At 56.0% G+C, this 25,886-nt stretch carries 18 protein-coding genes and 1 pseudogene; 9 read left to right on the top strand and 10 right to left on the bottom strand.

Annotated elements, in window-relative coordinates; genetic code table 11:
- A pseudogene (locus tag H4J77_RS16445) lies at window positions 1-145 on the bottom strand (electron transfer flavoprotein subunit beta/FixA family protein); the annotation flags it as partial.
- Between the two features lie 291 nt (window positions 146-436).
- Between H4J77_RS16445 and H4J77_RS16440 the strand changes: the two are divergent.
- On the top strand, window positions 437-2,101 hold the full coding sequence (locus tag H4J77_RS16440; RefSeq protein WP_123891086.1) for an electron transfer flavoprotein-ubiquinone oxidoreductase: 1,665 nt from the start codon (window positions 437-439) through the stop codon (window positions 2,099-2,101).
- Between the two features lie 257 nt (window positions 2,102-2,358).
- On the opposite strand, the gene H4J77_RS16435 is transcribed toward H4J77_RS16440, so the two are convergent.
- The 4 genes from H4J77_RS16435 to H4J77_RS16420 form a co-directional block, all read right to left on the bottom strand.
- Window positions 2,359-4,497 (bottom strand): TonB-dependent receptor domain-containing protein, encoded by a 2,139-nt coding sequence (locus H4J77_RS16435; protein WP_182249490.1) that lies wholly within the window; start codon window positions 4,495-4,497, stop codon window positions 2,359-2,361.
- Between the two features lie 332 nt (window positions 4,498-4,829).
- Window positions 4,830-5,732 (bottom strand): transglutaminase family protein, encoded by a 903-nt coding sequence (locus H4J77_RS16430; protein ID WP_182249488.1) that lies wholly within the window; start codon window positions 5,730-5,732, stop codon window positions 4,830-4,832.
- An 11-nt stretch (window positions 5,733-5,743) separates the two neighbouring features.
- A complete protein-coding gene (locus H4J77_RS16425) occupies window positions 5,744-8,335 on the bottom strand; it encodes a circularly permuted type 2 ATP-grasp protein (protein WP_182249486.1) in 2,592 nt (863 codons plus the stop codon).
- Window positions 8,336-8,395: 60 nt separating this feature from the next.
- On the bottom strand, window positions 8,396-11,731 hold the full coding sequence (locus H4J77_RS16420) for a DUF2126 domain-containing protein (RefSeq protein ID WP_182249484.1): 3,336 nt from the start codon (window positions 11,729-11,731) through the stop codon (window positions 8,396-8,398).
- Window positions 11,732-11,972: 241 nt separating this feature from the next.
- Between H4J77_RS16420 and H4J77_RS16415 the strand changes: the two genes are divergently transcribed.
- From H4J77_RS16415 to H4J77_RS16405, 3 genes are read left to right on the top strand one after another with little or no spacing between them, the layout of a single operon-like run.
- Window positions 11,973-13,427, top strand: coding sequence for a circularly permuted type 2 ATP-grasp protein (locus H4J77_RS16415; RefSeq protein ID WP_123891091.1), 1,455 nt, complete (start codon window positions 11,973-11,975; stop codon window positions 13,425-13,427).
- 3 nt (window positions 13,428-13,430) lie between these two features.
- Window positions 13,431-14,399, top strand: a complete 969-nt coding sequence (locus H4J77_RS16410) for an alpha-E domain-containing protein (protein ID WP_123891092.1) — start codon at window positions 13,431-13,433, stop codon at window positions 14,397-14,399.
- Window positions 14,400-14,436: 37 nt separating this feature from the next.
- Window positions 14,437-15,597: a putative zinc-binding metallopeptidase gene (locus H4J77_RS16405; RefSeq protein ID WP_182249482.1), complete on the top strand. Its 1,161-nt coding sequence runs from the start codon at window positions 14,437-14,439 to the stop codon at window positions 15,595-15,597.
- Between the two features lie 19 nt (window positions 15,598-15,616).
- Here H4J77_RS16405 and H4J77_RS16400 read toward each other — a convergent pair whose 3' ends face one another.
- Complete coding sequence (locus H4J77_RS16400; protein WP_123891094.1) at window positions 15,617-15,994, bottom strand: YkgJ family cysteine cluster protein; 378 nt, start codon at window positions 15,992-15,994, stop codon at window positions 15,617-15,619.
- Between the two features lie 205 nt (window positions 15,995-16,199).
- Between H4J77_RS16400 and H4J77_RS16395 the strand changes: the two genes are divergently transcribed.
- From H4J77_RS16395 to H4J77_RS16380, 4 genes are all read left to right on the top strand, one after another.
- Window positions 16,200-17,417 (top strand): serine hydrolase, encoded by a 1,218-nt coding sequence (locus H4J77_RS16395; protein WP_182249480.1) that lies wholly within the window; start codon window positions 16,200-16,202, stop codon window positions 17,415-17,417.
- Window positions 17,418-18,219: 802 nt separating this feature from the next.
- A complete protein-coding gene (locus tag H4J77_RS16390; RefSeq protein WP_123891096.1) occupies window positions 18,220-19,266 on the top strand; it encodes a DUF2817 domain-containing protein in 1,047 nt (348 codons plus the stop codon).
- Between the two features lie 104 nt (window positions 19,267-19,370).
- Window positions 19,371-21,131: an alkaline phosphatase gene (locus H4J77_RS16385; RefSeq protein ID WP_182249478.1), complete on the top strand. Its 1,761-nt coding sequence runs from the start codon at window positions 19,371-19,373 to the stop codon at window positions 21,129-21,131.
- 92 nt (window positions 21,132-21,223) lie between these two features.
- Window positions 21,224-22,081 carry a PA4780 family RIO1-like protein kinase gene (locus H4J77_RS16380; RefSeq protein WP_123891098.1) on the top strand — a complete coding sequence of 286 codons (858 nt, stop codon included), beginning with the start codon at window positions 21,224-21,226 and terminating at the stop codon, window positions 22,079-22,081.
- 50 nt (window positions 22,082-22,131) lie between these two features.
- On the opposite strand, the gene arfB is transcribed toward H4J77_RS16380, so the two are convergent.
- From arfB to H4J77_RS16360, 4 genes are all read right to left on the bottom strand, one after another.
- On the bottom strand, window positions 22,132-22,545 hold the full coding sequence (gene arfB / locus H4J77_RS16375; RefSeq protein WP_123891099.1) for an alternative ribosome rescue aminoacyl-tRNA hydrolase ArfB: 414 nt from the start codon (window positions 22,543-22,545) through the stop codon (window positions 22,132-22,134).
- A gap of 97 nt (window positions 22,546-22,642) precedes the next feature.
- On the bottom strand, window positions 22,643-23,350 hold the full coding sequence (locus H4J77_RS16370; protein WP_123891100.1) for a glutamine amidotransferase-related protein: 708 nt from the start codon (window positions 23,348-23,350) through the stop codon (window positions 22,643-22,645).
- A 64-nt stretch (window positions 23,351-23,414) separates the two neighbouring features.
- The gene (locus H4J77_RS16365) at window positions 23,415-23,810 is read right to left on the bottom strand and encodes a hypothetical protein (protein ID WP_182249476.1); all 396 of its coding nucleotides are present in this window, start codon (window positions 23,808-23,810) and stop codon (window positions 23,415-23,417) included.
- Window positions 23,811-23,859: 49 nt separating this feature from the next.
- The gene (locus tag H4J77_RS16360) at window positions 23,860-24,840 is read right to left on the bottom strand and encodes a DUF4105 domain-containing protein (RefSeq protein WP_123891102.1); all 981 of its coding nucleotides are present in this window, start codon (window positions 24,838-24,840) and stop codon (window positions 23,860-23,862) included.
- A 243-nt stretch (window positions 24,841-25,083) separates the two neighbouring features.
- Here H4J77_RS16360 and H4J77_RS16355 point away from each other — a divergent pair, with 243 nt between their 5' ends.
- A complete protein-coding gene (locus H4J77_RS16355) occupies window positions 25,084-25,650 on the top strand; it encodes a hypothetical protein (RefSeq protein ID WP_182249474.1) in 567 nt (188 codons plus the stop codon).
- Window positions 25,651-25,886 lie beyond the last annotated feature (236 nt).

The following is a 25,886-nucleotide window of genomic DNA, read 5'->3' as shown; positions in this document are numbered from 1 at the left end:
GGCGAACGGCCTCTTCTACAGCGATTTCGCAGAAGGGGTTCATCGACATTTTGACGTTGGCGAGATCGACGCCGGAGTTATCCGCTTTGACGCGAACCTTGACGTTGTAATCGACCACGCGCTTAACCGCTACAAGTACCTTCATGATTGCCTCATTTTTGGATGTATCCAAACCAAACCCACCAGAACATGACTGTAATATGCATTTCGTTCACGCTTAGACTAAAGTGAGCAAGTCATTCAAAAGCCCCTTATGATGACTCTCAGCCCAGAGACGGTCAACAGTTGCAAGTCGACCATAGCCGCAAAGGCGAGACAAATAGCCATCTTTGCATTGGAGCCGAAACAACTGGCTGATATACTTCGCGGCTGATCGATCATGGAAGATCATACGAAAATCGATACTTGTGACCGGCCTAAAAGTAGGAGATAAAAAGTGGAACGCGAATTCATGGAGTTTGACGTTGTCATCGTAGGTGCTGGCCCTTCCGGCTTGGCAGCTGCATGTCGAATCAAGAAGCAAGCAGCTGAATCCGGCCAGGAAGTCAGTGTTTGCGTGGTAGAAAAAGGCTCTGAAGTTGGCGCCCACATTCTCTCTGGTGCCGTATTCGAGCCCCGCGCATTGGAAGAGTTGTTTCCTGACTGGAAAGAACTCGGCGCGCCACTGAATACACCGGTTACGCGTGATGACATCTACATGCTCACCAGTGCCGAAAAAGGTACCAAGATACCTGACCTTTTTGTGCCCAAGACCATGCACAACGAAGGTAACTACATTATTTCTCTGGGTAACCTGTGCCGCTGGCTTGCCGAGCAGGCTGAAGCGCTTGAAGTTGAAGTTTATCCGGGCTTTGCAGCGCAAGAAGCCCTGATTGATGAAAATGGCGTGGTACGGGGCATCCTCACCGGCGACCTGGGTGTCGACCGCGAAGGCAACCCGAAAGAAGGCTTCTACACCCCCGGGATGGAGCTGCGTGCCAAGTACACCTTGTTCGCGGAAGGCTGCCGTGGCCACATTGGCAAGCAGCTGATCAAGCGCTTCAACCTGGATTCAGAAGCAGATGCCCAACATTACGGTATCGGCATCAAGGAAATCTGGGATATCGATCCTGCGAAGCATGAAGAAGGTCTGGTCGTGCACACCGCTGGCTGGCCGCTGGAAGTCTCCGGCACTGAGAACACCGGTGGTTCGTTCCTCTACCATATTGAGAACAACCAGGCTGTGGTTGGTCTGATCATCGATCTGTCCTACGCCAACCCGCATCTTTCGCCCTTCGATGAATTCCAGCGCTACAAGCATCACCCAGTAGTCAAACAGTACCTGGAAGGCGGCAAGCGTGTTTCTTATGGTGCACGTGCGATTTGTAAGGGTGGTCTGAACTCACTGCCGAAGATGGTCTTCCCCGGTGGGGCACTGATCGGCTGCGATCTGGGTACACTGAACTTCGCCAAGATCAAGGGCAGCCACACCGCCATGAAATCGGGCATGCTCGCCGCTGACGCCGTCGTTGAGGCGCTCAAAGCTGGACGCGAAGGTGGTGACGAACTGACCGGTTACGTCGATGGCTTCAAGGCCAGCTGGTTGTATGACGAGCTGTTTGCAGCACGTAACTTCGGCCCCGCCATTCACAAATTCGGACCTCTGTTCGGTGGCGCGTTCAACTACATCGATCAGAATTGGTTCGGCGGCAAGATTCCGCTGACGCTGCACGACAACAAGCCTGATTACGCGTGCATGAAGAAAGCGTCCGAAGCGCCCAAGATCGACTATCCCAAGCCCGATGGTGTGCTCAGCTTTGACAAGCTGTCTTCCGTGTTTATCTCCAACACCAACCACGAAGAAGATCAGCCGGTTCACCTGACGCTGAAAGACCCCAGCATCCCGCTGGAGAAGAACTTGCCGATGTACGATGAGCCGGCGCAGCGTTATTGCCCTGCTGGCGTGTATGAGATCGTGACTGAAGACAACGGCGACAAACGCTTCCAGATCAATGCGCAGAACTGCGTGCATTGCAAAACCTGCGACATCAAGGATCCTTCCCAGAATATCAACTGGGTGGCGCCTGAAGGTACTGGCGGCCCGAACTACCCGAACATGTAACGCGCAAGCGCGTTACAGCGGCACGTTTCACGCTGCAAGCGACAAGAAAAACCCGGCCTCTGTGCCGGGTTTTTTGAATGCGGCTGGCAGCTGGAAGCCTTTCCTCGGTGTGATAGTGAAGGTGTCCGGCTGGTCGCGACGCTTTATTTACTCAGAGACGACGCGCGCCAAGCTACAAGAACGAGCCATCCACCAAGAAAAGGACTTCCAGCTTCGAGCCTTAAGCTCAAAGCTACAAGCCCGCTCATCCCCTGCCCTTACAGCCAGCTCCAGGAAAACCCGGTATAAACACCAAAACTCTCGCCGGGTGTTAGGCGCGCGGCCTCAACGCCGTTGTCGTTGTACCCCGGCGTCACCGTGGCAGCATAGTGCTCGTCAGTCAGGTTGCGTAGCTCAAGCCACGCTTGCCAGTCCTGCTGGGGGGCTTCGTAGCCCAAGGTGGCGCCAAAGGTGTTGTAGGCATCGGCGGACCAGGAGTTGGCGTAATCTACCGGCACCTTGGAGGCATATTGAGTATTTAGCCCGACATAAACACCCGTTGGGTGCTGATAGCGTAGCTCGCCTTGATAATAGTGACGCGGCAGGCCCGGCAACGCGTTGCTACCCAAGGTGTCATCGTCACGATAGTGGAAATCGCTGAACGTGTATGCCTGACGCAGAGCCAGCGCACCCAACTTATCACCCTGCCACAGGGTGCTGGTCAGACCCGCCTCAATCCCCTGATGGACGGTGGCGCTGGCATTGGATTCAGCGAAGATGCCTGGCTCAATCTCAACGCTCAACAGCTCATGATTGACCCGTGAGTAGTACCAGGCCAAGTCCCACAGGCCGATCATCGAGTCACCGCGGGCACCAACCTCAAAGGTTGTCGCAGTCTGGTTATCCAGACTGATCGGGGTACTTTGGCGCCGACTCCAAGGTTGGGTGTTTTCTACGAAGCGGATTGGCGAACCCCAGATCATCGACCAAGCATGCGGCGGCTCAACCGAGCGCGACAGGTTGCCGTAGAGCTCTGTACCGGACTCCAGCTGGTAACGCAGGCCAAGGCGCGGTGCGTAATCCCAAGTGCCTTCATTCAGCTTCTGGTCGGTATCTGGCCAGGTTACTTCGACTTCGCGCTCGGTATAGATCAATGCCAGACCACTGGTCAGCCAGAGATTAGGCGCCAGCTCCAGGTCGTTGCTGACATGCAGTACGTTATCCGAGCCCTGGTGGATATATCTGCGCATCAGTGTGCCAATAGGATAGGTGACCGAGGGCTGAGCCCTGTCAGGCGTCCACACTTCATACGCCGTTTCTTTCGCGTCGCTGCTGGGCAGGTTGGTGGTGGTGCGCCAGCCAACGGTGGTGTTCGAATTCAGCCCAAACAGCTGGTGCTCACGCGTGTAGTTGAGGGTGGCACTGATGTCGCTGTAGTCCACCCGAATACGATACGGGCTCTCCATCAGATCCATCGGGTAGTGGTGATAGACCAGCCCCACTTCCAGCGTACTGACGTCGTCCAGACGCAGCGTGGTCTTGTTCGCCAGCCAAGTGCTACCCGGCTGCTCGCGTTTTGCATCGCGGGCAATGTTGGCGGCATTGGCCTGGGTTGGGTCATCATCGATCTGCGACTGGGTCAGACGACCCGGCGTCTGGTGTTCGGTTTCACGGTAACGCAGGTAAAAGCGGGTCTCTAGATCAGGGGTTAGCTGCAGTCCGACATTGGCCACCACGCCCTTGCCGCTACCAGCCGAATGGTCCTGCTGCCCATCATAGTGCAGGTCGGTCAGACCAACGTAGTAATCCAGATTGCCAATCACTTGGCCTGAGGCGATATGGCGCTTAAGGTAGCCATCAGTACCCGCCTCCATGCGCAACTGAAGGCGCGGCGCATCGAATCCGCTGCGAGTGATGTAGTCCACCGCACCGCCCAGTGCCAGCGCACCGCGCTCAAAACCATTGGCGCCCCGTAGCACTTCGGCACGACTGAGCCACAGCGGCTCAAGCAATTCGTAAGGGGTGCCGCCAGAACCGGTCAGCGGTAGGCCATCGAGCATAATATGATTGCCGGAAGCATGCGCGCCGGGGCCGCGGTTGATGCCTGAGCCGCGGATGCTGATTTTTACACCCTCGTTGCCGGGCGACTGGGCGTAAACGCCCGGCTGATAGGCCAGCACATCAGCCACACCGGCCACCCTGCCCTGCGCTACCTGCTGCATGTCGACCACGTTGGTAGCACCCGGCACTTCATTCAGCTGCTCGCGCGCTAGATCAACCTCATCCAGCGTCATACCAGAGATAGTCATGGCATCGAGTTGTACTGCGTCCTGCTCCTGTGCCAGCACAGGAGAGGCGAATAGGCACGCCAGATATAATGGCGCCAAACGGGTCGGCGGGGTTAACAGATGAGACATGCGGCAACTCCAGCATCAGGTAAACAGCACATAGACCTTGGCCTGCGGTGATATAGGACTGGCGCATTTTACTGGATTACCCGGAGCCGACAACCAGCGCGTGGGCTAGCCGTCTGTTCATGGCCTTGTTGGGTGTTCAGCCGGTTCAGGCCTGGAGTTTAAGATTGAACGGCAGATAAAACGCGCCCTGGCGCGGGCGAAAACGCCAGCAGGCCTTCACCTGCTTGCCCGCTAGCGCCGCTAACTCACGCCCCAGCGCTATCTGCTGGGCAGCGCGGTGCCCGCACCGGCCCGCTGGCAGAATGCCCGCAGTCCGATACCGCCCTATGCCGTCAAAGTAGCGAGGCTTCTTCACGCAGCGGTATTACATCTACCGCCACACTAAGCACATGATCTCCGCCACCGGTCATCACTCCTTTCAGCGGCGTGACATCAGCAAAATCTCGGCCCCAGCCCAACACGATATAGCGTTCATCAGGTACGCAGCCGTTGGTAGGGTCAATCTCCAACCAGCCCCATCCCGGAATAAACACCGCAGCCCAGGCGTGGGTCGCGTCAGCCCCCAGGAGCTTAACTTCTCCAGGCGGCGGCGAAGTTTCCATATAGCCACTGATATAGCGTGCCGCTAACCCCAACGAGCGGAGGCAGCCAATAATAAGATGAGCAAAGTCCTGACAGACGCCACGCTTGCTACTGAGCACATCAGCCAGCGGTGTGGCTACGGTAGTAAACTCGGGGTCGTAGATAAACTCGTTAAATATCTTGCTGTTGAGCTGCAGCACGGCATCAACCAGATTGCGCCCCGGCGTAAAACAATCGAGTGCATAGTCTGCCAACCAGCCTTGCTGGTGAATAAACGGCGAGCTCAGCACATACAGACGCGCTTCGAGACAGTCCCGGTTAGTCATGCGTGGGTCCTGTTGCAACGCCCCCACAGCCGACTCCCAGGCAATACTGCTGAAAAAATCAGACGCCAGCCGAGGGCGTGTCACGATATCGCTGCTGACGGTGACATCCAGACTGTCATGCAGCGATTCGATAGAGAAGTAAACAACTCGGTTACCAAAGAAATCCGTGCGTTCGCGCAGTCGGTCGGGGGTAGGTGAAATCACCAGGCGCGTGTTATTGCAATCCTGCCAAGGCAAACTGCGCGGCAAAATACGCGCCTCGTTGTGACTTAGGGTGACCGAGCCGCTGTATTCGTAATGGGTGGTGTGGCGTAGCTGGTATTTCATTACTGCCTCGGTCAGTTTTGCCCGCTGTAATGCATACTTACCAGCTGACGTGGGGCTTCAACGTGGCTGAAATGGCTGTGCGAAATAGCATTGGACAGCTCCGACATCGGCTCGATCAGTTGATCCAGCAATTGAGCAAGCGCTTCCCGTGCAGTCTCGGAACCTTCGATATCAGCCAGCACGGCAATATCAACCAAATGCAGTGTACTGGTAGCCTGAATAACCAGGCGCTGCTCGGTATTGCGATAAGGCGAGCTGCCCGGCGAAGGTAACTTGGCAATCTGCTGGCCCAGTCGTTTTAGCATGTACCCAATCGAACGCGGATTGGTTTCATCAAAGAGTAACAGATCGAGAATCGCCAGCGGGTGTAATTGCGAGCGATAGCGACGACGGTAAACCGTCAGGTTGTCGGTAGTTGCCAGCACTACCTCCCACAAGGGTATACCTGGCTCCTCTGCGGTCAGCAGCGCCAGTTTGAGCAATTCCAGCGAACCAAGCGTGCGCTCAATGAAGCGCCCGATATCCAGAAAACGCCAGCCGTAATGGTGCGGCATGGTCTCATTGCACAAACCGAAGAAGGCGGCCAGGTCCAGCACCATGGCTTCCAGGTGTCTTTGGCCAACCACCACACCGCGCGTGCGCGAAATACTGTTGAACTGTTGCCTGAGGCTGTTAATCGCGCGCCAGGTATCGTCTCCGAGATGGTCGCGAACGGCTCTGCTGTTGCGTACAAAATGACCAAAAAGCGCCGGCAGGCCATCCGGCAAATCATCGGCAAACATCTGCAAAAGGCGGTCGCGAGTCACCAGGTATTCGCGGGAGACACGCCCAGGAACGCCCGCCACATCTGCCACTTTCAGGTCTTCCGGATCTAGAGGGATTTCGAGCGCTCTGAGCAAATCCGGTAATAAAGTCGAGCCGCTTTCCTGTCTGTCATCTTGCAGCAATCGCGCTAGCGACTCGCGCAATAGGCGCCCCCTGCTGTCCAAACGCTCACCGTAGCGCCCAAGCCAGAATAGACTTTCTGCCACTCGACAAGGCAGATCCTTACCGTCACGAGTTACCACTATGGGCCCCAGCGCCTGACGCAGTAAACTGATGTGTGGTTGCGGAACGGGTGCCAATACCCAGACGTCTTTAACCAGGCGACTTTTCATCAGGGGCGCACCGGCCTCCCCAAGCCAGGCAAGGCCTCCTGGCATAACACGATAGTTACGCTCGACCACAGGCTTCAGCAAATCATCCGGCTCAACCAGGCTAAAAAACCGCAACGTCGTTGTTTGTCGCTCCAGCTTGCGTGTTTGAGTATTGAAGCCGGGCGTAACCGAACCCGCTATCTGCCGCTGAGCGGTAAATAAATAGGGATGATGTTGCAGGCTCGCACGCAAATCACGCAAGGAATCGAGACCCATTTGATCTGCACGGTAAAGCTTACCGGGACGACTGATATCACGCAGTATCCAGGCATCCAGTTCACTCTCCACCTTGGCGAGCGCATCAGCCGAGCCGCACCAGAGCGTTTCACGGCAGGGCAGCAGCAGGTCTTCACCGAGCAGCGCGCGACACAAATCAGGCAAAAAAGCGGCAAGCCCTGGGTGCTCAAGGATGCCGGCACCCAGCGCATTAGCGATATGCACATTGCCGCAGCGAGCCGCCTGCATCAAACCGGGCACCCCGAGAAGCGAATCAGGGCGCAGCTCCAGCGGGTCGCACCATGGATCGTTGATTTGCCGCAAGATGACATCCACTTGCGTAAGCCCGCCCAGAGTGCGCATTGAGACCTGGCCATCACGCACGACGAGATCATCCCCCTCGACCAGGGAAAAGTTCATGTAGTTGGCTAACCAGGCGTGTTCAAAATAACCCGGGCTGCCAGGGCCGGGTGATAACAACACAATATTGGGCTGCTCACGCTGTGTCTTGGCCAAGCTGGCAAGACAGCGATGCTGTGCCTGCAAGAATCCCGCGAGCCGCTTAATTGGTGCATCGCGGTAGATGCTAGGCAGCGCACGCGCCAGGGTAATACGGTTTTCCAATGCATAGCCAACACCCGCCGGCGATTGCGTCCAGTCGCCTACCACTTGCCAGCCGCCCTGCTCATCGCGAATCACATCTGTGCCATGAAAAATCAGCAACGGCCGATCAACCTGCGGCGGATCGTCTGCGGCGGAAAACAGAAAACCGGGATGGGTAAATATCAGCTCGGCCGGCAGCAACCCCTCTTGGATAACCCGACGAGCTCCATAGAGGTCATCGAGCAAATGCTCCAATAAGCGGCTACGCTGCTTTAGTCCTGCTTCCAGCAGTTCCCATTCTTCGGTACTGATCACCCAAGGCACACAATCCAGCTGCCAAGAGCGGAGTTGGCCCGGATCATCTTCGTAGGGGTTAAAGGTAACGCCGTTTTCGTGCAGCAGGTTTTGTGCTTCTTCGCTGCGAGCAACCAGTGTATCGGCCCCCAAGGCGGCGATATCGTCTAACAAGCCCTGCCAGTGCGCACGGGGCTGCCGGTCGGCATCAAGAAGCTCGTCATGGCCGGCATGGCCCGGGTAATCACCCAGCAAGGCCTGAAGCGGGGTTACTGCATTAGCTGCCTGTTGCATGCAAAGCTTCCTGAAGGCCGCTGACAACAGCGGCCCAGCACTAAGGGAAAGAAGCTCCCATTATAAACCAGGGTCGGCGACTCCGGCACGACGCAAATCCAGGGTATGCGGATATTCTTGTCCTGGAGCCTGCCGAATATTGGCCATCGAGCCCTGCGTATGTCCATAGTGCCAGAAACGCGTCATGCGCCGTGCCTCTGCCTCGTTCGCATTAACCGGGAAGGTTTCATAGCCGCGGCCGCCTGGATGAACAACATGATAGGTGCAGCCACCCACAGAGCGCTGATTCCAATTATCTACCAGGTCAAACACCAGCGGTGCGTGAATAGTGATCATCGGGTGTAAGGCTGAAGGCGGTTGCCACGCGCGGAAGCGCACCGCGGCAACTGCTTCGCCGCTGACGCCGGTTGGCTGTAAGGGTACCTTGAAGCCATTACAGGTAAGGGTATAACGGGCGGCATTGAAGTCACGTACCTTAACTTCCATCCGCTCGACCGATGAATCTACGTAACGCGCAGTCCCGCCGCCGCTTACTTCTTCGCCTAGCACTTGCCATGGCTCAATCGCCTGGCGCAACTCAATACGGGTGTCGCCATACTGTACTTCACCGGCATGCGGAAAACGGAACTCCAAGAAAGGCGCGAACCACTCGTTCTTGAATGCAAAACCGTGAGCGCGTAGATCCTCCAGCACATCACAGAGATCACCCCAGATGTAGTGCGGCATCATCCACTTGTCATGCAGAGCAGTACCCCAACGCGCCAATGGCTGTCGATAGGGCTCAGCGAAGAAGCGAGCGACCAACGCCCGGATCAACAACTGCTGCATCAAGCTCATGCGCGCATGCGGCGGCATTTCAAAGCCGCGCAACTCCAGCAAACCCAGCCGGCCTGTCGCGCTATCCGGCGAATACATTTTATCCACACAGAACTCGGCGCGATGGGTGTTGCCGGTGATATCGGTGAGCAGGTTGCGTACCAGCCGATCGACCAGCCAGGGCTGCGGCACTTCGCCTTTAGGCATTTGCGAAAACGCGATTTCCAGCTCATACAAGGCCTCATATCGCGCCTCGTCAATGCGCGGCGCCTGACTGGTAGGGCCAAGAAACATGCCGGAAAACAGATAAGACAGACTCGGATGGTGCTGCCAGAACGTCAGCATACTGGCCAGCAGATCCGGACGTCGCAGGAAAGGCGAGTCAGCCGGGGTGCGCCCACCCAGGGTTACGTGGTTACCACCGCCCGTGCCGGTATGGCGACCATCAAGCATGAATTTCTCGGTACCCAAGCGAGTCAGGCGCGCTTCTTCGTAGAGGGTTTCGGTGTTCTTGACCAGGTCTTTCCAGTTTTCAGCTGGCATCACGTTAACTTCAATCACCCCCGGGTCGGGTGTGATCATGAACTTCTCAATACGGGTATCCGAGGGTGGCGCGTAACCTTCTATGCAAATAGGCATTTTCAGCTCGGCCGCGGTCTGTTCCAGCGTGGCGAGCAGCGAGAGGTAGCCTTCCAGTTGCGTCAGCGGCGGCATGAATACAAAGAGCTTGCCATCGCGTGGCTCGATACACAGGGCAGTGCCAATAATCCCTTCTTCCTGCAGTGTCGGGATTTGTTCTTGCCATTCCTGCCCGGCAGCGACGTGATGACTCCCTTTTCCGCTTGCGCCCACGTTCTGTTGCTGTGTCGCACTGTACAAGCGCGCGACCTCGCCATGGATATCGGTCAACTCCTTGACTGGCTCGAACAGAGACGTAGGCTGCGGCTCCTCTCGCCTCCTTTCAGGTAGCGCCGAGAGAGGCAGACGCAGCCCCATTGGCGAGTCGCCGGGAACCAGATACAGGTGCTCACGGCGCAGCGGCCAGTCCCCCGTTTGCCACACATTTTTAGCCTTGCCCGCAGCCAGCGGCAGAGCAAACCCGGTTATTTCATCCAGTCCGCGCTCAAGCAGACGAGCCAGGCGGCGACGGGTTTCTTCGTCTTTCAGGTCCGCCCCGATCAGGTCGACATCTGACGGCAGTGTTTGCTCAATCCAAAGGTAGTAATACGCGTCTTCGTAACAGGGAATCAAATACTGTGCGGACAACCCCAGACGCTTGACCAGTGTCTCGGCGAACAGCTGCGCCTGCGCATTCGAATGGCCATAATCTTTTTCCATATCAGCAAGCCACTGGTCATCCTGCCACATAGGTTTACCATCGCGGCGCCAATAACAGGCTAAAGCCCACCGGGGCAGCGGCTCACCGGGATACCACTTGCCCTGCTGATAATGGATCAACGAGTGTGGTGCATAGTGTGGTCGCAAGCGCCTTAATAGGGCCTCGGAAAGCCCTCTTTTGGTGGGCCCTTGCGCTGCAATGGTCCATTCTGGTGCATCCATATCGTCGATTGAGACAAAAGTAGGCTCGCCGCCGATGGTCAAACGCACGTCTTGCTCATCCAGGCTGGCGTCTACAAGGGCACCCAGAGCGTTAATTTCCTGCCACTGGTCTTCGCTATAGGGCAGCGTCACGCGTGGATCTTCATGCACCCTGGTGACGCTCATCTGGAAATCGAAGGTCACTTCGCATTTATCGGTTGCCCCGGTAATGGGCGCTGCACTGCTGGGCTCAGGCGTGGCTGCCAGCGGCAGGTGGCCTTCACCGGCAAAGAGTCCAGAGGTGGGATCAAGACCAACCCAGCCCGCGCCGGGTAAAAACACCTCAGTCCAGGCATGCAGGTCGGTGAAGTCGACGTCCGTACCAGAGGGACCATCCAGCGCCTTCACATCCGCTGTAAGCTGAATCAGATAACCGGAAGCGAAACGCGCGGCAAGCCCCAGATTCCGCAGTATCTGCACCAGTAACCAAGCCGAGTCACGGCAGGAGCCACGCTTGAGTTTTAGCGTTTCTTCCACGCCCTGCACCCCTGGCTCCATTCGAATCAGGTAATCAATATCCTGCGATAGACGCTGGTTGATTTCGACCAGAAAATCGCTGACCGTCATCTCCTTGGTGCTGACACCGGCCAGCCATTTTTTCAATAGCGGCCCCGGCTGTTCGGCATCCAGGAAGGGCTCCAGCTCTTTTTTCAGGTCTTTGTCATACTGGAATGGAAAGGTTTCCGCGTACTCTTCGACAAAGAAGTCAAAGGGGTTGATAACCGTCATTGGCGCAATCAGCTCAACATCGATGTGCAGCTTTTCCATCTTTTCTGGAAACACCAGACGCGCAATATGGTTACCGAAAGGATCCTGTTGCCAATTGATATAGTACTCACCTCCGCTAACCTTGAGGCTATAAGCATCAATCGGTGTGCGACAGTGCGGAGCGGGCTTGAGTCGGATCTGATGAGGAGCAACATTGATCGGTCGATCAAAGTCGTAATGCGTGGAGTGCCTGAGAGCTACGCGGATAGTCATGCTTCATGATCCCGGTTGAGTATTCGGCAAGTGCGTTACCAAAGCAAAGCAATGGCTATGCCAACAGCTTAGGCGATGTCTTGTGTAACGCACAGCATCTGTTATCAGGTTAATGTGACACTATCCTGAAGCGCGGCTTAAAGTAGTGCGAAGCGCGCCTAGCGAAAATTTCAACTAACGTTATCTGGTATGGCAATTGCAGCGTATCGACCATCCCTCCTCTAGCGGACAGAGTAGCTGAATGAGCAAAGTAAACTGGGACCAGTATCTATCCAAAGGCTTCTACGACGAACTCATCAAGGCGCCCGGACAGCCTAGACCGGAAGCTGACTTGCTGTGCCAGTACCTGGCCAATCTTGACGCGCACGAACTGGCCGAACACAAGACGGCGGCTGAGGTTGCTATCCAGTTGATGGGCATCACTTTTACGGTCTATACCGAAGGCAATATGATCGACCGTGCCTGGCCCTTCGATATAGTGCCGCGCATCATACCGCTGGCCGAATGGCAGAAGACCGACGCTGGCCTGAAGCAACGCGTCCAAGCGCTGAACATGTTTATTGACGATCTGTATCACGATCAGAAAATCATCAAGGATGGCATTTTTCCCGCCGAGGTTCTCGCCCAGTCAGTTAACTTCAGGCCCCAATGCGTAGGCATCTCGACCCCGCATAACGTATGGGCGCATATCTGTGGTTCAGATCTGGTGCGCGATAATGACGGTACACTTTACGTACTGGAAGACAACCTGCGCGTCCCGTCTGGCGTTTCCTATATGCTGGAGAACCGCAACGTAACCAAGCGCGTGTTACCAGACCTGTTTGCCGGTGGGCGTATTCAGCCGGTAGATGACTACACCTCACAACTTTACGACATGCTCGCTTCGCTATCTCCGCGACCTGGCGACGATCCCAACATCGTTATTCTCACGCCCGGCATTTACAACTCGGCCTACTACGAACACTCCTATCTCGCAGCGCAGATGGGCGTGCAGCTGGTGGAGGGGCCTGACTTGATGGTGGGCGATGACGATTGCGTTTACATGCGCAAGATCGATGGACTCCAGCGCATCGATGTAATCTATCGACGGGTTGACGACATGTTCATCGATCCAGAAGTATTCAATCCTGATTCGATGCTCGGGGTGCGCGGCTTGATGCGTGCCTGGCGCAAGGGCAATGTTGCTCTGGCCAATGCGCCCGGCGCCGGGGTCGCCGACGACAAGGTCGTGTACGCCTTTGTACCCAAGATTATCGAGTATTATCTCGACCAGAAACCCTTACTTCCCAACGTGCCCAGTTACCTCTGCATGTTTGAGGAGGATCGCAAGTACGTATTGGCCAATCTCGACAAGCTGGTGGTCAAGCCGGCGAACGAATCCGGTGGCTACGGCATGTTGATAGGCCCGCACGCCAGCAACAAGGAGCGCGCAAAGTTTGCCGAATTGATCAAGGCGGATCCGCGCAACTATATGGCCCAGCCTACCCTGAGTCTGTCTACCTCACCGACGCTCTGTGGCAAGGTAATGGAGCCACGCCACGTTGACCTGCGGCCGTTTATTTTATCGGGTGAAAGCAACTGGGTTACCACTGGCGGGCTTACCCGCGTGGCACTAACCAAAGGCTCACTTGTCGTCAACTCTTCGCAGGGCGGCGGCAGTAAAGACACCTGGATCGTCGACCTGGCGGGGAATTGAATCATGCTTTCACGTGTAGCCGAAAATGTGTACTGGCTGGCGCGCTATCTGGAGCGCGCAGAAGACACCGCGCGCCTGCTCAGCGTTAACAGCCACCTGTTGCTTGACCTGCCACGCCCTACTCAGCTTGGCTGGTCTGAAATCATCGCCATCACAGGCAATGATGAACTGTTTGACGAGCATTACCCCACAAGAGACGAGGCCAGCGTGCTGTCGTTCATGTGTGGGGATCGCCGCTACCCCGGCTCCATTCTTAGTTCACTGAGTGCTGCGCGCGAGAACCTGCGTACCACACGTGATGTTATTCCAAGAGAGATTTGGGAAGAGGTCAACCAGCTGTACCTGAATGTTAAGGAGCAAGTTGGTTCGGGCATTACACCCCGGCGCCGTGATGCTTTTCTTGGTCGGGTTATCCGTAGCTGTCAAACCGTCAACGGCCTGATCGAAAGCACCCTGAGCTATACGCAAGTGCGGTCGTTTCTGATGCTCGGTCGGCAACTTGAACGCGCCGACATGACCACCCGCATTCTCGATGTGCGTTCTGCCAACCTGCTGCCTCGCACTGCCGAAGACCTCACTCCCTTTGAGACGCTGCAGTGGATGAGCGTGCTCAAATCATTGAGCGGCTATCAGATGTATCGTCAGCACGTTCGGTTACGTATCCGGGGCCCGGATGTGCTCCAGTTTTTGCTTCAGGACCGGCTCTTTCCGCGCAGTGTCGCCTGCGCCCTGGAACGCCTGGCAAACACCCTTTTGACACTACCCCGACACGCTGCCGCACTGGATGAAGTAGAAACCTGTCGCCAGGACCTGGCCAAGGCAGAGATCGCCGTATTGGCGGCAGAACCCGACCGCCTCCATGCCTTCGTCGATGACATCCAGGTCGACTTTGATGATCTGCACGAAGCCATCCGGCAGACCTATTTTGCGCAGTTGGAAGAAAACGCGCAGACTCAGGCCCAATCGCAATAGTTAGGTGGCGCGCAGCGGCGCGCTCAGGCAGGGGTAGATGAGTTACTTTGATCAGTTGGTCCGAGCGACCCAGGGCCAACAGTTATTCGACTACCAGCCAACCGGCCAGGTACAGCGATGCCAATGTGGGCAAGCGGTCTTTTTCAACAACAGCCGATGCCTGCGCTGTGGCGCTGAGCTGGGCTATCAACCGTTGCAGGGTCGCCTGTTCAGCCTGGAGCCAACGCCTGATGCAGATGACCTCTGGTATCTGCAAAAGGACATAGAGCAACCGAAACGCCGCTATCGCCGCTGCGGGAACCTGACTGCGCCTGCGGCGTGCAACTGGCTGGTAAACCATGACAGTCCGTCGCATTTTTGCCTCGCCTGCGTATTAAACGAAACCATCCCCGATCTCAGTCTTAACGAGAATGCGGAGCTCTGGCACGAGACTGAAGTAGCCAAGCGACGCCTCGTCGCCCAGCTGCTCATGCTGGGCTTACCCGTCATACCGCGCAGTGCCGATCCGCAGCAAGGGCTCGGTTTCAATTTTCTGCGTCAACAGCCGGGCGCAGAGCCTGTGATGACCGGGCACATGGATGGCATCATCACCCTGGATATCGATGAGGCCGACCCTGCACATCGTGAGCGCGTACGCCAAAACATGCACGAACCCTACCGCACAGTGTTAGGGCATTTCCGGCATGAAAGCGGACACTACTATTGGGATCGTCTGGTCCGGGACACGCATTGGCTGGAGCCCTGCCGTGTCCTCTTCGGCGATGACCGACAGGACTATCAAAAGGCCCTGGAACGACACTACCGCGACGGCCCGCCTGCCGACTGGAAAGACCATTTCATCAGCAGCTATGCCGCCACTCATCCCTGGGAAGACTGGGCCGAAACCTGGGCACATTACCTGCATATGACCGACACCCTGAACGCCGCACTGGATTTCGGCTTGCAAATCGACACCCTGGCGCTGCAGACCGACCCATTTGATAGCAGCCAATTAAGCGCACATAAACATAGCGAAGATGATCGGCAGCGATTCCTCGCCTTCATCAACCGCTGGGTACAGCTGAGCAGCGTGCTCAACGTTCTCGCGCGCAGTATGGGTCAGGCTGATATTTACCCCTTCGTGCTGACCATCGACAGCATGCGCAAGTTGTACCTGGTGCACTCTGTGGTTGCCAGCGCAGGACAGGCGGCGAACTGAGATGCCACCTGCCACGACGTTACGCCGCGATAATAGGTATCAACGAGGGCCGGACGGGGCTATCGGGCAGCGGGGGCAAGCCATGTAAGGCTCTGGCGCGCTGGCAACCGGGGCTGTCTTCACCGTTTTCGCCGTGATAAGGAAAGTCACGGCAAGGACTGGAGCGTTTTTCGTAAATACTGCAACGTACGCCCTCACCCACAGTGCCAAGTAGCGCAACGCAGCGCGGCTTGGGCTGATTAGTGCCTTGCATACAGGCGCGGTAAGGGGAGATCTGTTCGGTAAGCTGGGTGGGTACGTCACCGCCGGGCGCACTATCAGTCTCGCCCCAGTAAAAAGAAACCCTGAAAGTGGCGCAGCAGGCACCGCAATTCAGACAGGGCGATTGTTCACTCATTTCATCGCAATCCTCATTTTGCTTGGGTGCTGCTCTTTTACACCTAGTACGGGCACTTCCACAATGAAGTTATGCGTGTACTGCAAAGTATTTTATTACCCAGCGTACCTTGGCCGCCTGCTCTCTCATACATGACCTGCGGGGGTTTCTGCTCGGCGGCTTTACAGGCTAGTATCAAGTCTTTGATCAACCTATGGAATTTCCAATGGCGCAGAGCAATATTATCGCGGGTATGGACCTGAACCGACTGGATCGTATCGCCGAGCACCTGGATCGGGCGTACCTTCATCCAGGCAAGCTAGCAGGCACCATGACCCTGGTCGCCCGCCGTGGCGAGGTAGTCTACTGCCAGGCTCAGGGGCTGCGTGATGTGGAGCGTCAGTTACCAGTAGAACGCGATACGCTGTTTCGTATCTATTCGATGACCAAGCCGATTACCTCTATTGCCTTGATGCAGCTATACGAACAGGGCCGTTTTCTACTGGATGAGCCAGTTCACAAGTACATTCCGACCTGGAAAAACCTGCGCGTATATAAAACCGGCAGTCATCCGCAAATGCTGACTACGGCACCGCAGCGTCCGATGACCATTCGTGACCTGTTAACCCACCAGTCCGGCCTTACCTACGGCTTCATGAATCGTACCAATGTGGACGCGGCCTACCGCAGCCTCAAGCTGGATGGCGGCCCGGGGCACACGCTCGATCGCTTGATCGACGAGCTAGCTCGATTGCCTCTGGAGTTTTCACCCGGCACGGCCTGGAATTACTCCGTAGCAACCGACGTGTGTGGCTATCTGGTGCAATTGCTCTCCGGTATGAGTCTGGACGATTATTTCAGCAAGCACATTTTTCAGCCGCTGGGCATGCCAGACACCTTCTTTACCGTGCCAGCAGAAAAACTGAGTCGCTTTGCCGCCTGTTACCAATATCAACCGGGTGACAGCTTCAGCCTGCAGGATGATCCGCAAGGCTCAGCCTTTGCCAAGGCGCATGGCTATCTGTCTGGCGGCGGCGGCCTGGTCTCGTGTGTCGACGACTACTACCGCTTTGCTCAGGCCCTGGCCAACGGCGGCGAACTCGATGGCGCGCGTATTATCGGCCGCAAGACTCTGGAATTCATGCGCATGAACCATCTCCCCGATAACAAGGGCTTGCCCGACGTCGCCATTGGCTCCTTTAGCGAGACTCCCTACGACGGCACCGGTTTTGGCTTGGGTTTTTCGGTCAAGCTCGACGTTGCCAAATCCCAGACCGTCGGTTCAGTGGGCGAATACGGTTGGGGTGGCATGGCGAGCACCAACTTCTTCATCGATCCAGAAGAAGACCTGTTGATGGTGTTTATGACGCAGCTGATTCCTTCTTCTACCTATGCGGTGCGGCAGGAGTTACGGGCGATCATTAATGGGGCGTTGGTGGATTGAGTTTTTGATTGCGGCATGAATATATGCCGAATGTCGTAGGGCGGAACACGCCGTGGCGGGTGGCTTCAGCCGCCCACCCTGCGGCTAGGATGCAGTGGTTCGGCATTTTCTTCCCAGGCTTCGAGCTGCGGTGGTTAGCTCACTTTCGTTTTCGCCACTAGGCGAGTCAAGGGGGCATGCTTGCCCATGCCCCCTTGACAATCCCCCAGGGCACCCAGCTGCGCGGCCCTTCGGGTTCGCTGCGTTGCTCGAGCTGCCGGGGACGCGTGCAAACTCGGCGCTACGCACCTCAGACACCGCACGCGCCTTTTTCCCGGCAGCTCTGCACTACTCGCCCGCTCAGATGGGACATTCTAGTCCGTGCAATCGGCTGATTTGTGGTTTTCAAACTTAGACCAAATCACGAGACCTGAAAATCACGCCTTTCTCCGGCCGTTCATCCCCAACCAAGCTGTCGAGTAACGCAGGGGCCGAGCGATAAAGCGTCGCGACTTGTCTGAGCGAAGCGAGTTTTCGTGCGGCCGGCTAGGTGCGGCCGGCTAGGCGACGCCGCTCAACACCGAGTAACGCAGAGAAGCCGAAGGCCAGCAAGGCGAAAAGCGAGCAATTCTGAAGCATAAAAATCTTATATAACAGCGCATTAGCCGAGATTTTTCATCAAAGACAATACATCATATGTAACTCATGTATTTGAATGGCGAGCCACCCAAAAGAAGGACTCGATAGAGCACCAGCAACACAACCTTCATCCAACTGTCATGAGTTACCTCTATGGTTAAATCACACCTTGGCCGGCCCCATCATGACCGACGCACTACACCAAATCCAACGCCACCTGCCTGAGCACACCCAGCTGGAGCGGCTACTGCATCAAGCAGCACGCCATATTCGGGTGACCACCCCGCTACACGTCCCCATCGGCGATATCAGTATCCCGGTAAGGGTGATTGAGCTGGGCAGCCGCTCAGCCAACGCACCAGTAATAGGTTTTTTTGGTGGTGTGCATGGCGTCGAGCGCATAGGTACGCAGGTGCTGATTTCCTGGCTGCACAGCCTGGTGCACCGTCTTGACTGGGATGATCAGCTACGCGAGCAGCTGGAGCGTGTGCGGCTGCTGTTTATGCCCATGATCAACCCTGGTGGCATCTGGCATCACAGGCGCAGCAATCTTAATGGCGTGGACCTGATGCGTAATGCGCCCGTTGAAGCCATGGGGCCAGCACCGTGGCTGGTTAGCGGGCACCGCGTTAGTAAACGCTTGCCCTGGTATCGCGGCAAACTGGGTGCACCTATGGAAGCCGAGTCTGCCGCCGTATTGCGGGTAGTTAAGGAGCGCATGCACCAATCGCCCTTCGCTATCAGCGTAGATTGCCACAGCGGCTTTGGCCGCCGTGACCGACTCTGGTGCGGCTATGCACGCAGCCACAAACCCATCGCCAATATCGCTGAAGTGCTAAGTCTAAAACGGCTGTTCGAGCAGACTTACCCCAATCACCATCCTTACATCATCGAGCCGCAGTCGATCAATTACACTACCCACGGTGACCTCTGGGATCACCTTTACGACAGCTCTCTGGATAGCCATCCCGAGAATCTGTTCATCCCTTTCACATTAGAGATGGGATCCTGGCTCTGGGTACGCAAGAACCCTCGCCAGATGTTTGACTACTTCGGCTATTTCAATCCGGTCATCGACCACCGCAAGCAACGGGTGCTACGCCAGCATCTCCCGTTGTTCGAGTTCCTGACCCATGCCACGCGCTGCTGGCGAAACTGGGCGCCCCGTCCAGAACAGCGTGAAGAGCTTACGCGACAGGCTATTGAGCAGTGGTTTGTTGATAAAAACTAGCCTGTAATGCCCGTCCTTAAGCTGTAACACAGTCTTGCCATCATCCTTAGCATTCTTCTCAACCATGGACCGTCTCCATTCGAGGTCAGCAAAGGAGCAATAGCATGGCTGGTTTTACTCGGCGGGATTTTTTACGCGCATCGGGATTGGCGCTCGGTGGGATCGTTGTCTCTACCGGCTTACAGGGATGTTTGAGCGGCGGCTCTTCATCATCACCGTCAGCAGAGAACCGGAGTCTCGCGTTCGAGCATGGAGTAGCCAGTGGTGATCCGCTGGCTGACCGTATCATGGTCTGGACCCGGGTGACCCCAAAAGACGCAAACGCTGCGAACGTTGAGGTCAGCTGGGAAGTAGCCAGCGACGCTGCTTTCACCCAACTCCTGCATAGCGGGAGTGCCAGTACCGGGCCGGAACGCGACTATACGCTCAAGGTAGACGTACAGAACCTGCTACCCGGCGAGACCTATTTCTATCGATTCAAGGCGGGCAATACCGTATCGGCAACCGGCAAAATGAAAACGCTGCCAAGTGCGGGCGTTCAACAGGTTCGCTTTGCCGTGATGTCCTGCGCTAATTTCCCGGCCGGCTACTTTCACGCTTATGCCGAAGCGGCTCGTGAATCAGAGCTGGATGCGGTGCTGCATCTGGGTGATTACATCTATGAATACGGTACCGGCGGTTACGCCACGGAGGATGCCGCAGCGCTAGGTCGCAGCCTGTCCAGCGACAACAACACTGAACTGCTGAACCTGAGCGATTACCGCAAACGCTATGCCTTGTATAGAACCGATACCGACCTGCAGTCCTTGCACGCCGCAGCGCCCTTTATCGCCGTATGGGATGACCATGAAGTCGCCAACGATACCTGGAAGGACGGCGCCGAGAACCACAACGAGGGCGAAGGCGATTTCACCGAACGTAAACTGGCGGCGCTGCAAGCCTATTTTGAGTGGTTACCCGTTCGTCCTGCCAGCGAAGACGATGAACTGACCATTTATCGCAGCTTCGACTTCGGCGACCTCGTCAGCCTGCATATGCTCGATACCCGCATCATTGGTCGTGATGAGCAGCTTGATTACGCCGACTACACCAGCCAAAGCGGCTTTGATGCGGTTGGGTTTACCGCGGATGTAAGCTCCAGCAGTCGCAGTCTGCTCGGCCAGACGCAAATGAACTGGCTGCAAACCCAGCTGGCAGTTTCAACCGCTACATGGCAAGTGCTGGGGCAACAGGTATTGATGGGCCGCATGCTATTGCCGGCCGAAATGCTGACAGCACTGTCGAACCCTGCCGCGGCAGACCTGGGTACGCTCCTTGGTGAACTGGTGCAGCTTAAAATACGTGTCCAGCAAAAAGATCCCTCCCTCACCAGCGAAGAGATCGCGCGAATCACCACAGTCATACCCTACAACCTTGACGCCTGGGATGGGTATGCCTATGAGCGCGAGGTGATATTCGGGTTGGCCCGCAGTCTCGACAAAAACCTGGTTGTGCTGGCAGGCGATACGCACAATGCGTGGGCCAACAACCTGAAAACCCAAGGCGGTGAAGCTGTGGGTGTCGAGTTTGCCACCGCCGGTATTACCTCACCTGGTTTGGAAAGCTACCTTGGGTTACCCGCTGAAGCCATGCCGCAGGCAGAACAAGCGATCACGTTGCTGGTCGATGAACTCAAGTACCTTAACGCCAACCAGCGCGGTTACTTGCTGGTGACCTTTACGCCGGACGAGGCAACGGCTGACTGGCGCTATGTCAGCACCGTAAAGGCGCGCGACTATACAGTGGATGCTGCGCGCGGGCTGACCCTGAGCACCTTGCCCGGCAGCGCGAACCGTACTCTGATTGAAGATATGGTAATCGGCTAATCCGGCCCGTTTTATTAGTTAATTCAACACCGTAAGGGCTACATTTACAGTGCCACTTAACACCCCGTATGCATTTAGGGTATAACGGCGCTATGAAGATCCCTAAGCGTTTGCAACCTCTGGTAGAAGACGGCCTCATCGATGAGGTCATACGTCCCTTGATGAGCGGCAAGGAAGCCGCCGTCTTTGTCGTGCGCTGCGGAAATGAGATCCGCTGCGCCAAAGTCTATAAGGAAGCAACCAAGCGTAGTTTCAAACAGGCAGTGCTCTACCAGGAAGGCCGCAAAGTGCGCAACTCCAGGCGTGCACGTGCGATGGAGAAAGGCTCCAAGTTTGGCCGTGACCAGCAGGAGTCTGCTTGGCAGAACGCCGAAGTGGACGCGCTTTACCGCCTCGCTGCTATCGGCGCCCGGGTGCCGACACCTTACGGCTGCTTCGACGGCGTCCTGCTGATGGAGCTGGTAACCGATGACGAAGGAAACGTTGCGCCGCGCCTTAATGATGTCTCCATGTCCGCAGAACAGGCCCTTGAAGACCATGCCGTGGTTATGGAGTATGTAAAGCTGATGTTATGCGCCGGCCTGGTCCACGGCGACTTGTCGGAGTTTAACGTGCTAGTCGATGCCTACGGCCCGGTAATCATCGACCTGCCTCAGGCGGTGGATGCCGCTGCCAACAACAACGCCCGCAAGATGCTTGATCGTGATGTGCGCAATATGACCGAATATTACGCGCAATATGCGCCCGAACTGCTGGAAACGCGTTACGCAGCAGAAATGTGGTCACTCTATGAAGAAGGCAAGCTTACCCCTGAGAGCGAGCTGACGGGCCATTTTGCTGACCCTGAGGGCGAAGCGGATGTAGACAGTGTGGTGGCCGAGATTCGAGCGGTACTGGAGGAAGAAGCAGCTCGACAGGAGCGCTTGCGAGACGCAGAAGACGAAGAGTAATCGTTTTAGCAATCTGCACGCCTGAGGCGGGCAGTTAAGGACAGGTCAGGTTAAATATCCACCTTGCCCCTTAGCTGCTTGGACTGCCCTCTCTTCACCTTACTGTCTACTCGGCGTACCTGGGAGCCGCGGGTCGGACGCGTTGGGCGACGCTTTTTCTGCACCACGACAGCGCCATTGATCAGTTCGCGCAGACGCTCCACGGCATCGTCACGATTCAGTTCCTGCGTGCGAAACTGCTGTGCCTTGATAACGATTACACCATCCTTGGTGATGCGCTGATCAGAGAGACGTAACAGGCGCTCTTTATAAAACGGCGGCAAGCTGGAACGACGGATATCAAACCGCAGATGAATAGCACTGGCGACCTTGTTCACGTTCTGGCCACCCGCCCCCTGCGAGCGGACGGCAGTGATCTCTACCTCCCAATCTCCCAGTTGTACTTCGTTGGACAGAACTATCATGCGACCGCCTCCAGAGCAGTAAAAACAAGGCTCCGCAGAGTGCCGAGCTGACTTATAGGATACCCACAAGCTGTGCTGCGGGCAAAAGGCGGCCCTATCAGTGGTTCTGCTGTAAAAAATTAACTATCCAGTCCAGCATCAATCCGCCATTCACATCAGCACTCAGGGAAGCCTTTCCTGCGCGATAGCGCGCGGCAGGTAACGCATCACGGCGCGAATCCATGAGCTCATGCGAGAAGGCTTTGCAAAACTCCGGATGCCCCTGCACGCTCATGAAGTGCTCGCCGTACTGCAGTAGATAATAGGGGCAGAAATCACTACGCCCAAGAATCTCGGCCTGTGGCGGCAGGCGCACGACCTGGTCCTGGTGGCTGACAATAAGGTCCAGGCTGTCGCGCGCTGGCTGCATCCAGGGTTTGTTAACCAACACATCGTTGAATGACAAGCCGATACCCCAGCCCTTGGGTGATTTGTGCACTTCACCGCCTAGCGCCTTGGCCATCAGTTGGTGACCAAAGCAGATACCGACAAGGGGTTTGCCCGCCTCCCAGAGCTTAACCACAAAGGCCTCCAGCTCAGCGATCCAGGGTAAACCGTCATTCACGCCAAACTTGCTGCCGGTACTCAGGTAAACGTCGCACTCATCAACACTGGAAGGCAGGACACCGTCCAGTACACGGTATACCTGGTAGTCCATGCCGGGCAGCCGCTGGCGCAACAGGGTTTCAAACATCTCCGGGTAGTTCCCCTGCTGTGCCTGCAACGCCTCACTGACATCATCACACTGCAATAAACCCAGTTTCATAGTCACCTGCTTATCAATAACTCAGCACATCATAAGGCCCAAAGTAGCCGTTCAAATGCATAAACTAGTCGAGCACCCGGTCCTCAGGTAGCTCCTTGGCACCGTCAAGCTGAGCCGCGCTTTCGGCAAATACCAATGCCGTTTCGCTGTCACCTGCGTCAGCGGCCTCTGCGGCTTGTGCTGCGAGTTCAGCGGCCTCGGCTATTGCCGGTGCTTGTAGCAAATAGTTCACCGATTGCTCTAGACGGTCAGCACCCGCGCTGTTGTCACGCTGGCGCTCAACCTGGGCACGCGCTTGCAACAGCGTAACGCTGCGTTTTATACGCAAATTCGGTGCCAGACGCGCATCGCCGACAATTTCCTCCACGCTCTGCGAGACCTCAGGCACGTTTTGAGCGCTGGCCAGGTTTGGTAGTAGTAACAAGCCCGAGAGCAATAAGGTTATTCCGATCCTATGCATCATTCCTCCTCAGGCGCGACAGCCTGTCAATGTATACAGGGCAGCAGTGCTAGTCACAACCGGGTACACCTTCGCGGATGCGCCTGGAAAACTCGGCGCAATCCCCTGCTTCGCGCGCGCGGTCGGTTATCCGCCCACGCTCTCGTAACTCTGCCAGCGAGTAACCAGGCTGCAGGCCGCCAAGGCCGTAAATGTATTCATCGAGATAGCCGCTGAGCAACAACCGATAATCCAGTGGCAACTGGGGATGTATGCGCCGCGCCAGAGCAAAGACTATCGTCGTACAGTTCGCTTTGAGCGTGTGGTAAAACCGGGGTTTTGCTGCCAGTTGATTGGCTGCAGCTACAAACCCCAGCAGTAGCTCGCAGCCTTCATCGGGGCCAATGCGCGTGCGATACAGAAAGGCGTCCTCATCTCGGCAATTGGTGCGAACAAGCACTATATCGCGCTCCTCACTCGCCACAATATTGAGTTCAAAGTGTTTGAAAAAACCACCTAAAATCGAAAAGGACTCGTTACGTAGTCGACGAATTTCAACAGAAAATGTCAGATAGCGGTCATTGCCAAAACCAAACGATACCAGCACATGCGCAATGGGCCTCAGTCCCCAAAAAGAGGTAATCATATCCACCGTTTGCAGATCGGATAGATCGTACTCACGGCTCACCCAGTTCTGCTGGTAAATATCGTTTGTGGACCAATTGAAGGATCGCACGCGCTGCAAGGCAAGCCGGTCGCTATCTACGACTCCCGTCGTGGTATAGGCCATATCATCAGCCCAGTCGCCCTGCCCTTTAGGTAAAACACCAAACCACCAGATGAGCACGGGCGCCAGCCCGGAGCACAGCCATAGTGCAGCCGGCAGGTAATGCGCCCGGAACAGATACATTACCGCCGTGCCCCAAATGAGCACCCAAAGGCCTATTGGTACATAACGCAGCACAGCCCCATGTGGACGATGGAACCATAACGCCAGCAGCACCCAGACATTTACCAGTAGCGCAATGATCAACGCCAGACTCAGAAGCATTTCACACCCAAGGCCCTCTATATCGGCGGCCAGCCGCTTTATTGGCGCAGTCTACCTGAGTGCGGTTTTTACCGCACCAGAGCTCTGACAGGTACCGGGCCTCCGCCATCACCAATCGCCTAGGCTTACCACAATCTTAATTAGCTCGAAAGATCGTCAAATTGGGCATCTCTTCTATACTTTCATGCAAATGCAGTAGTCAAAAACATACCAGGACGTAGTCAAAGTCATAAGGACGTTAATATGCACTTTCTGCACAGGTCGCCCAAAAGCATACTTTATTACTTTCTGCTGATCTGGCTTCCTCTGGCGTTAGTCGCCGCATTGGTGGTTGCACTGCTGGCCAATAGTCAAATAAAGGCGAGTACTGTTATCGCCGGCGCTGGGCAAAGAGCTCAGGTTGAGCGAGCGGTTTCTTTGCTGCAAAGCAGCATTGATATTATCCGGGGCGATGCGCTTTATCTCGCAAATCACGTTGAATTTCAGCACAGCGAAGCCTTCGGTTTGACACAGTCGGATCAACGCGCAAGAAGCTTCGCCGACTTTCTCCGGTTTCACGCAAAATACGAGCAAATAAGGTTCATTGATACCCAGGGCCAGGAGCAGGTCAGAGTTGAACGGCAAACAGACGGGCTGGTTATAACGCCAAATAGAGTTATTGCAGGACAAAAGCAACCGCTACTACTTTCAAATAGGCATGCAGCAGCCACAGAGATCTGTCTATTTTTCGCCTTTCGACCTCAATGTAGAGAACGAACAAATACAGCAACCGCTGAACCCGACCATTCGCGTTGCCACACCCATCTTTGACAAGCAGCGTAATCACAAAACGGGGTTGTTGGTCATTAACTACCGGGGGGCAGAGATACTTGAGGCGCTCGCTGAGATGGACAACAAAAACGGAGCTCAGCTATGGCTGGGCGGCGGCAAAAACTGAGTGCAACACCTGACCTTTCCGGTACGGTGCTGCCCTATGTCTTATTCCGAACTCAGCGTTGAAGAGCGTGCCACCATTCAAGTTAGTCATGCCCAAGGCCTCAGCTTGC

The organism is Pseudomonas sp. 5Ae-yellow (assembly GCF_014077575.1).
GTDB lineage: Bacteria > Pseudomonadota > Gammaproteobacteria > Pseudomonadales > Pseudomonadaceae > Halopseudomonas > Halopseudomonas neustonica.
This window is presented reverse-complemented; position numbering and strand designations above follow the sequence as displayed.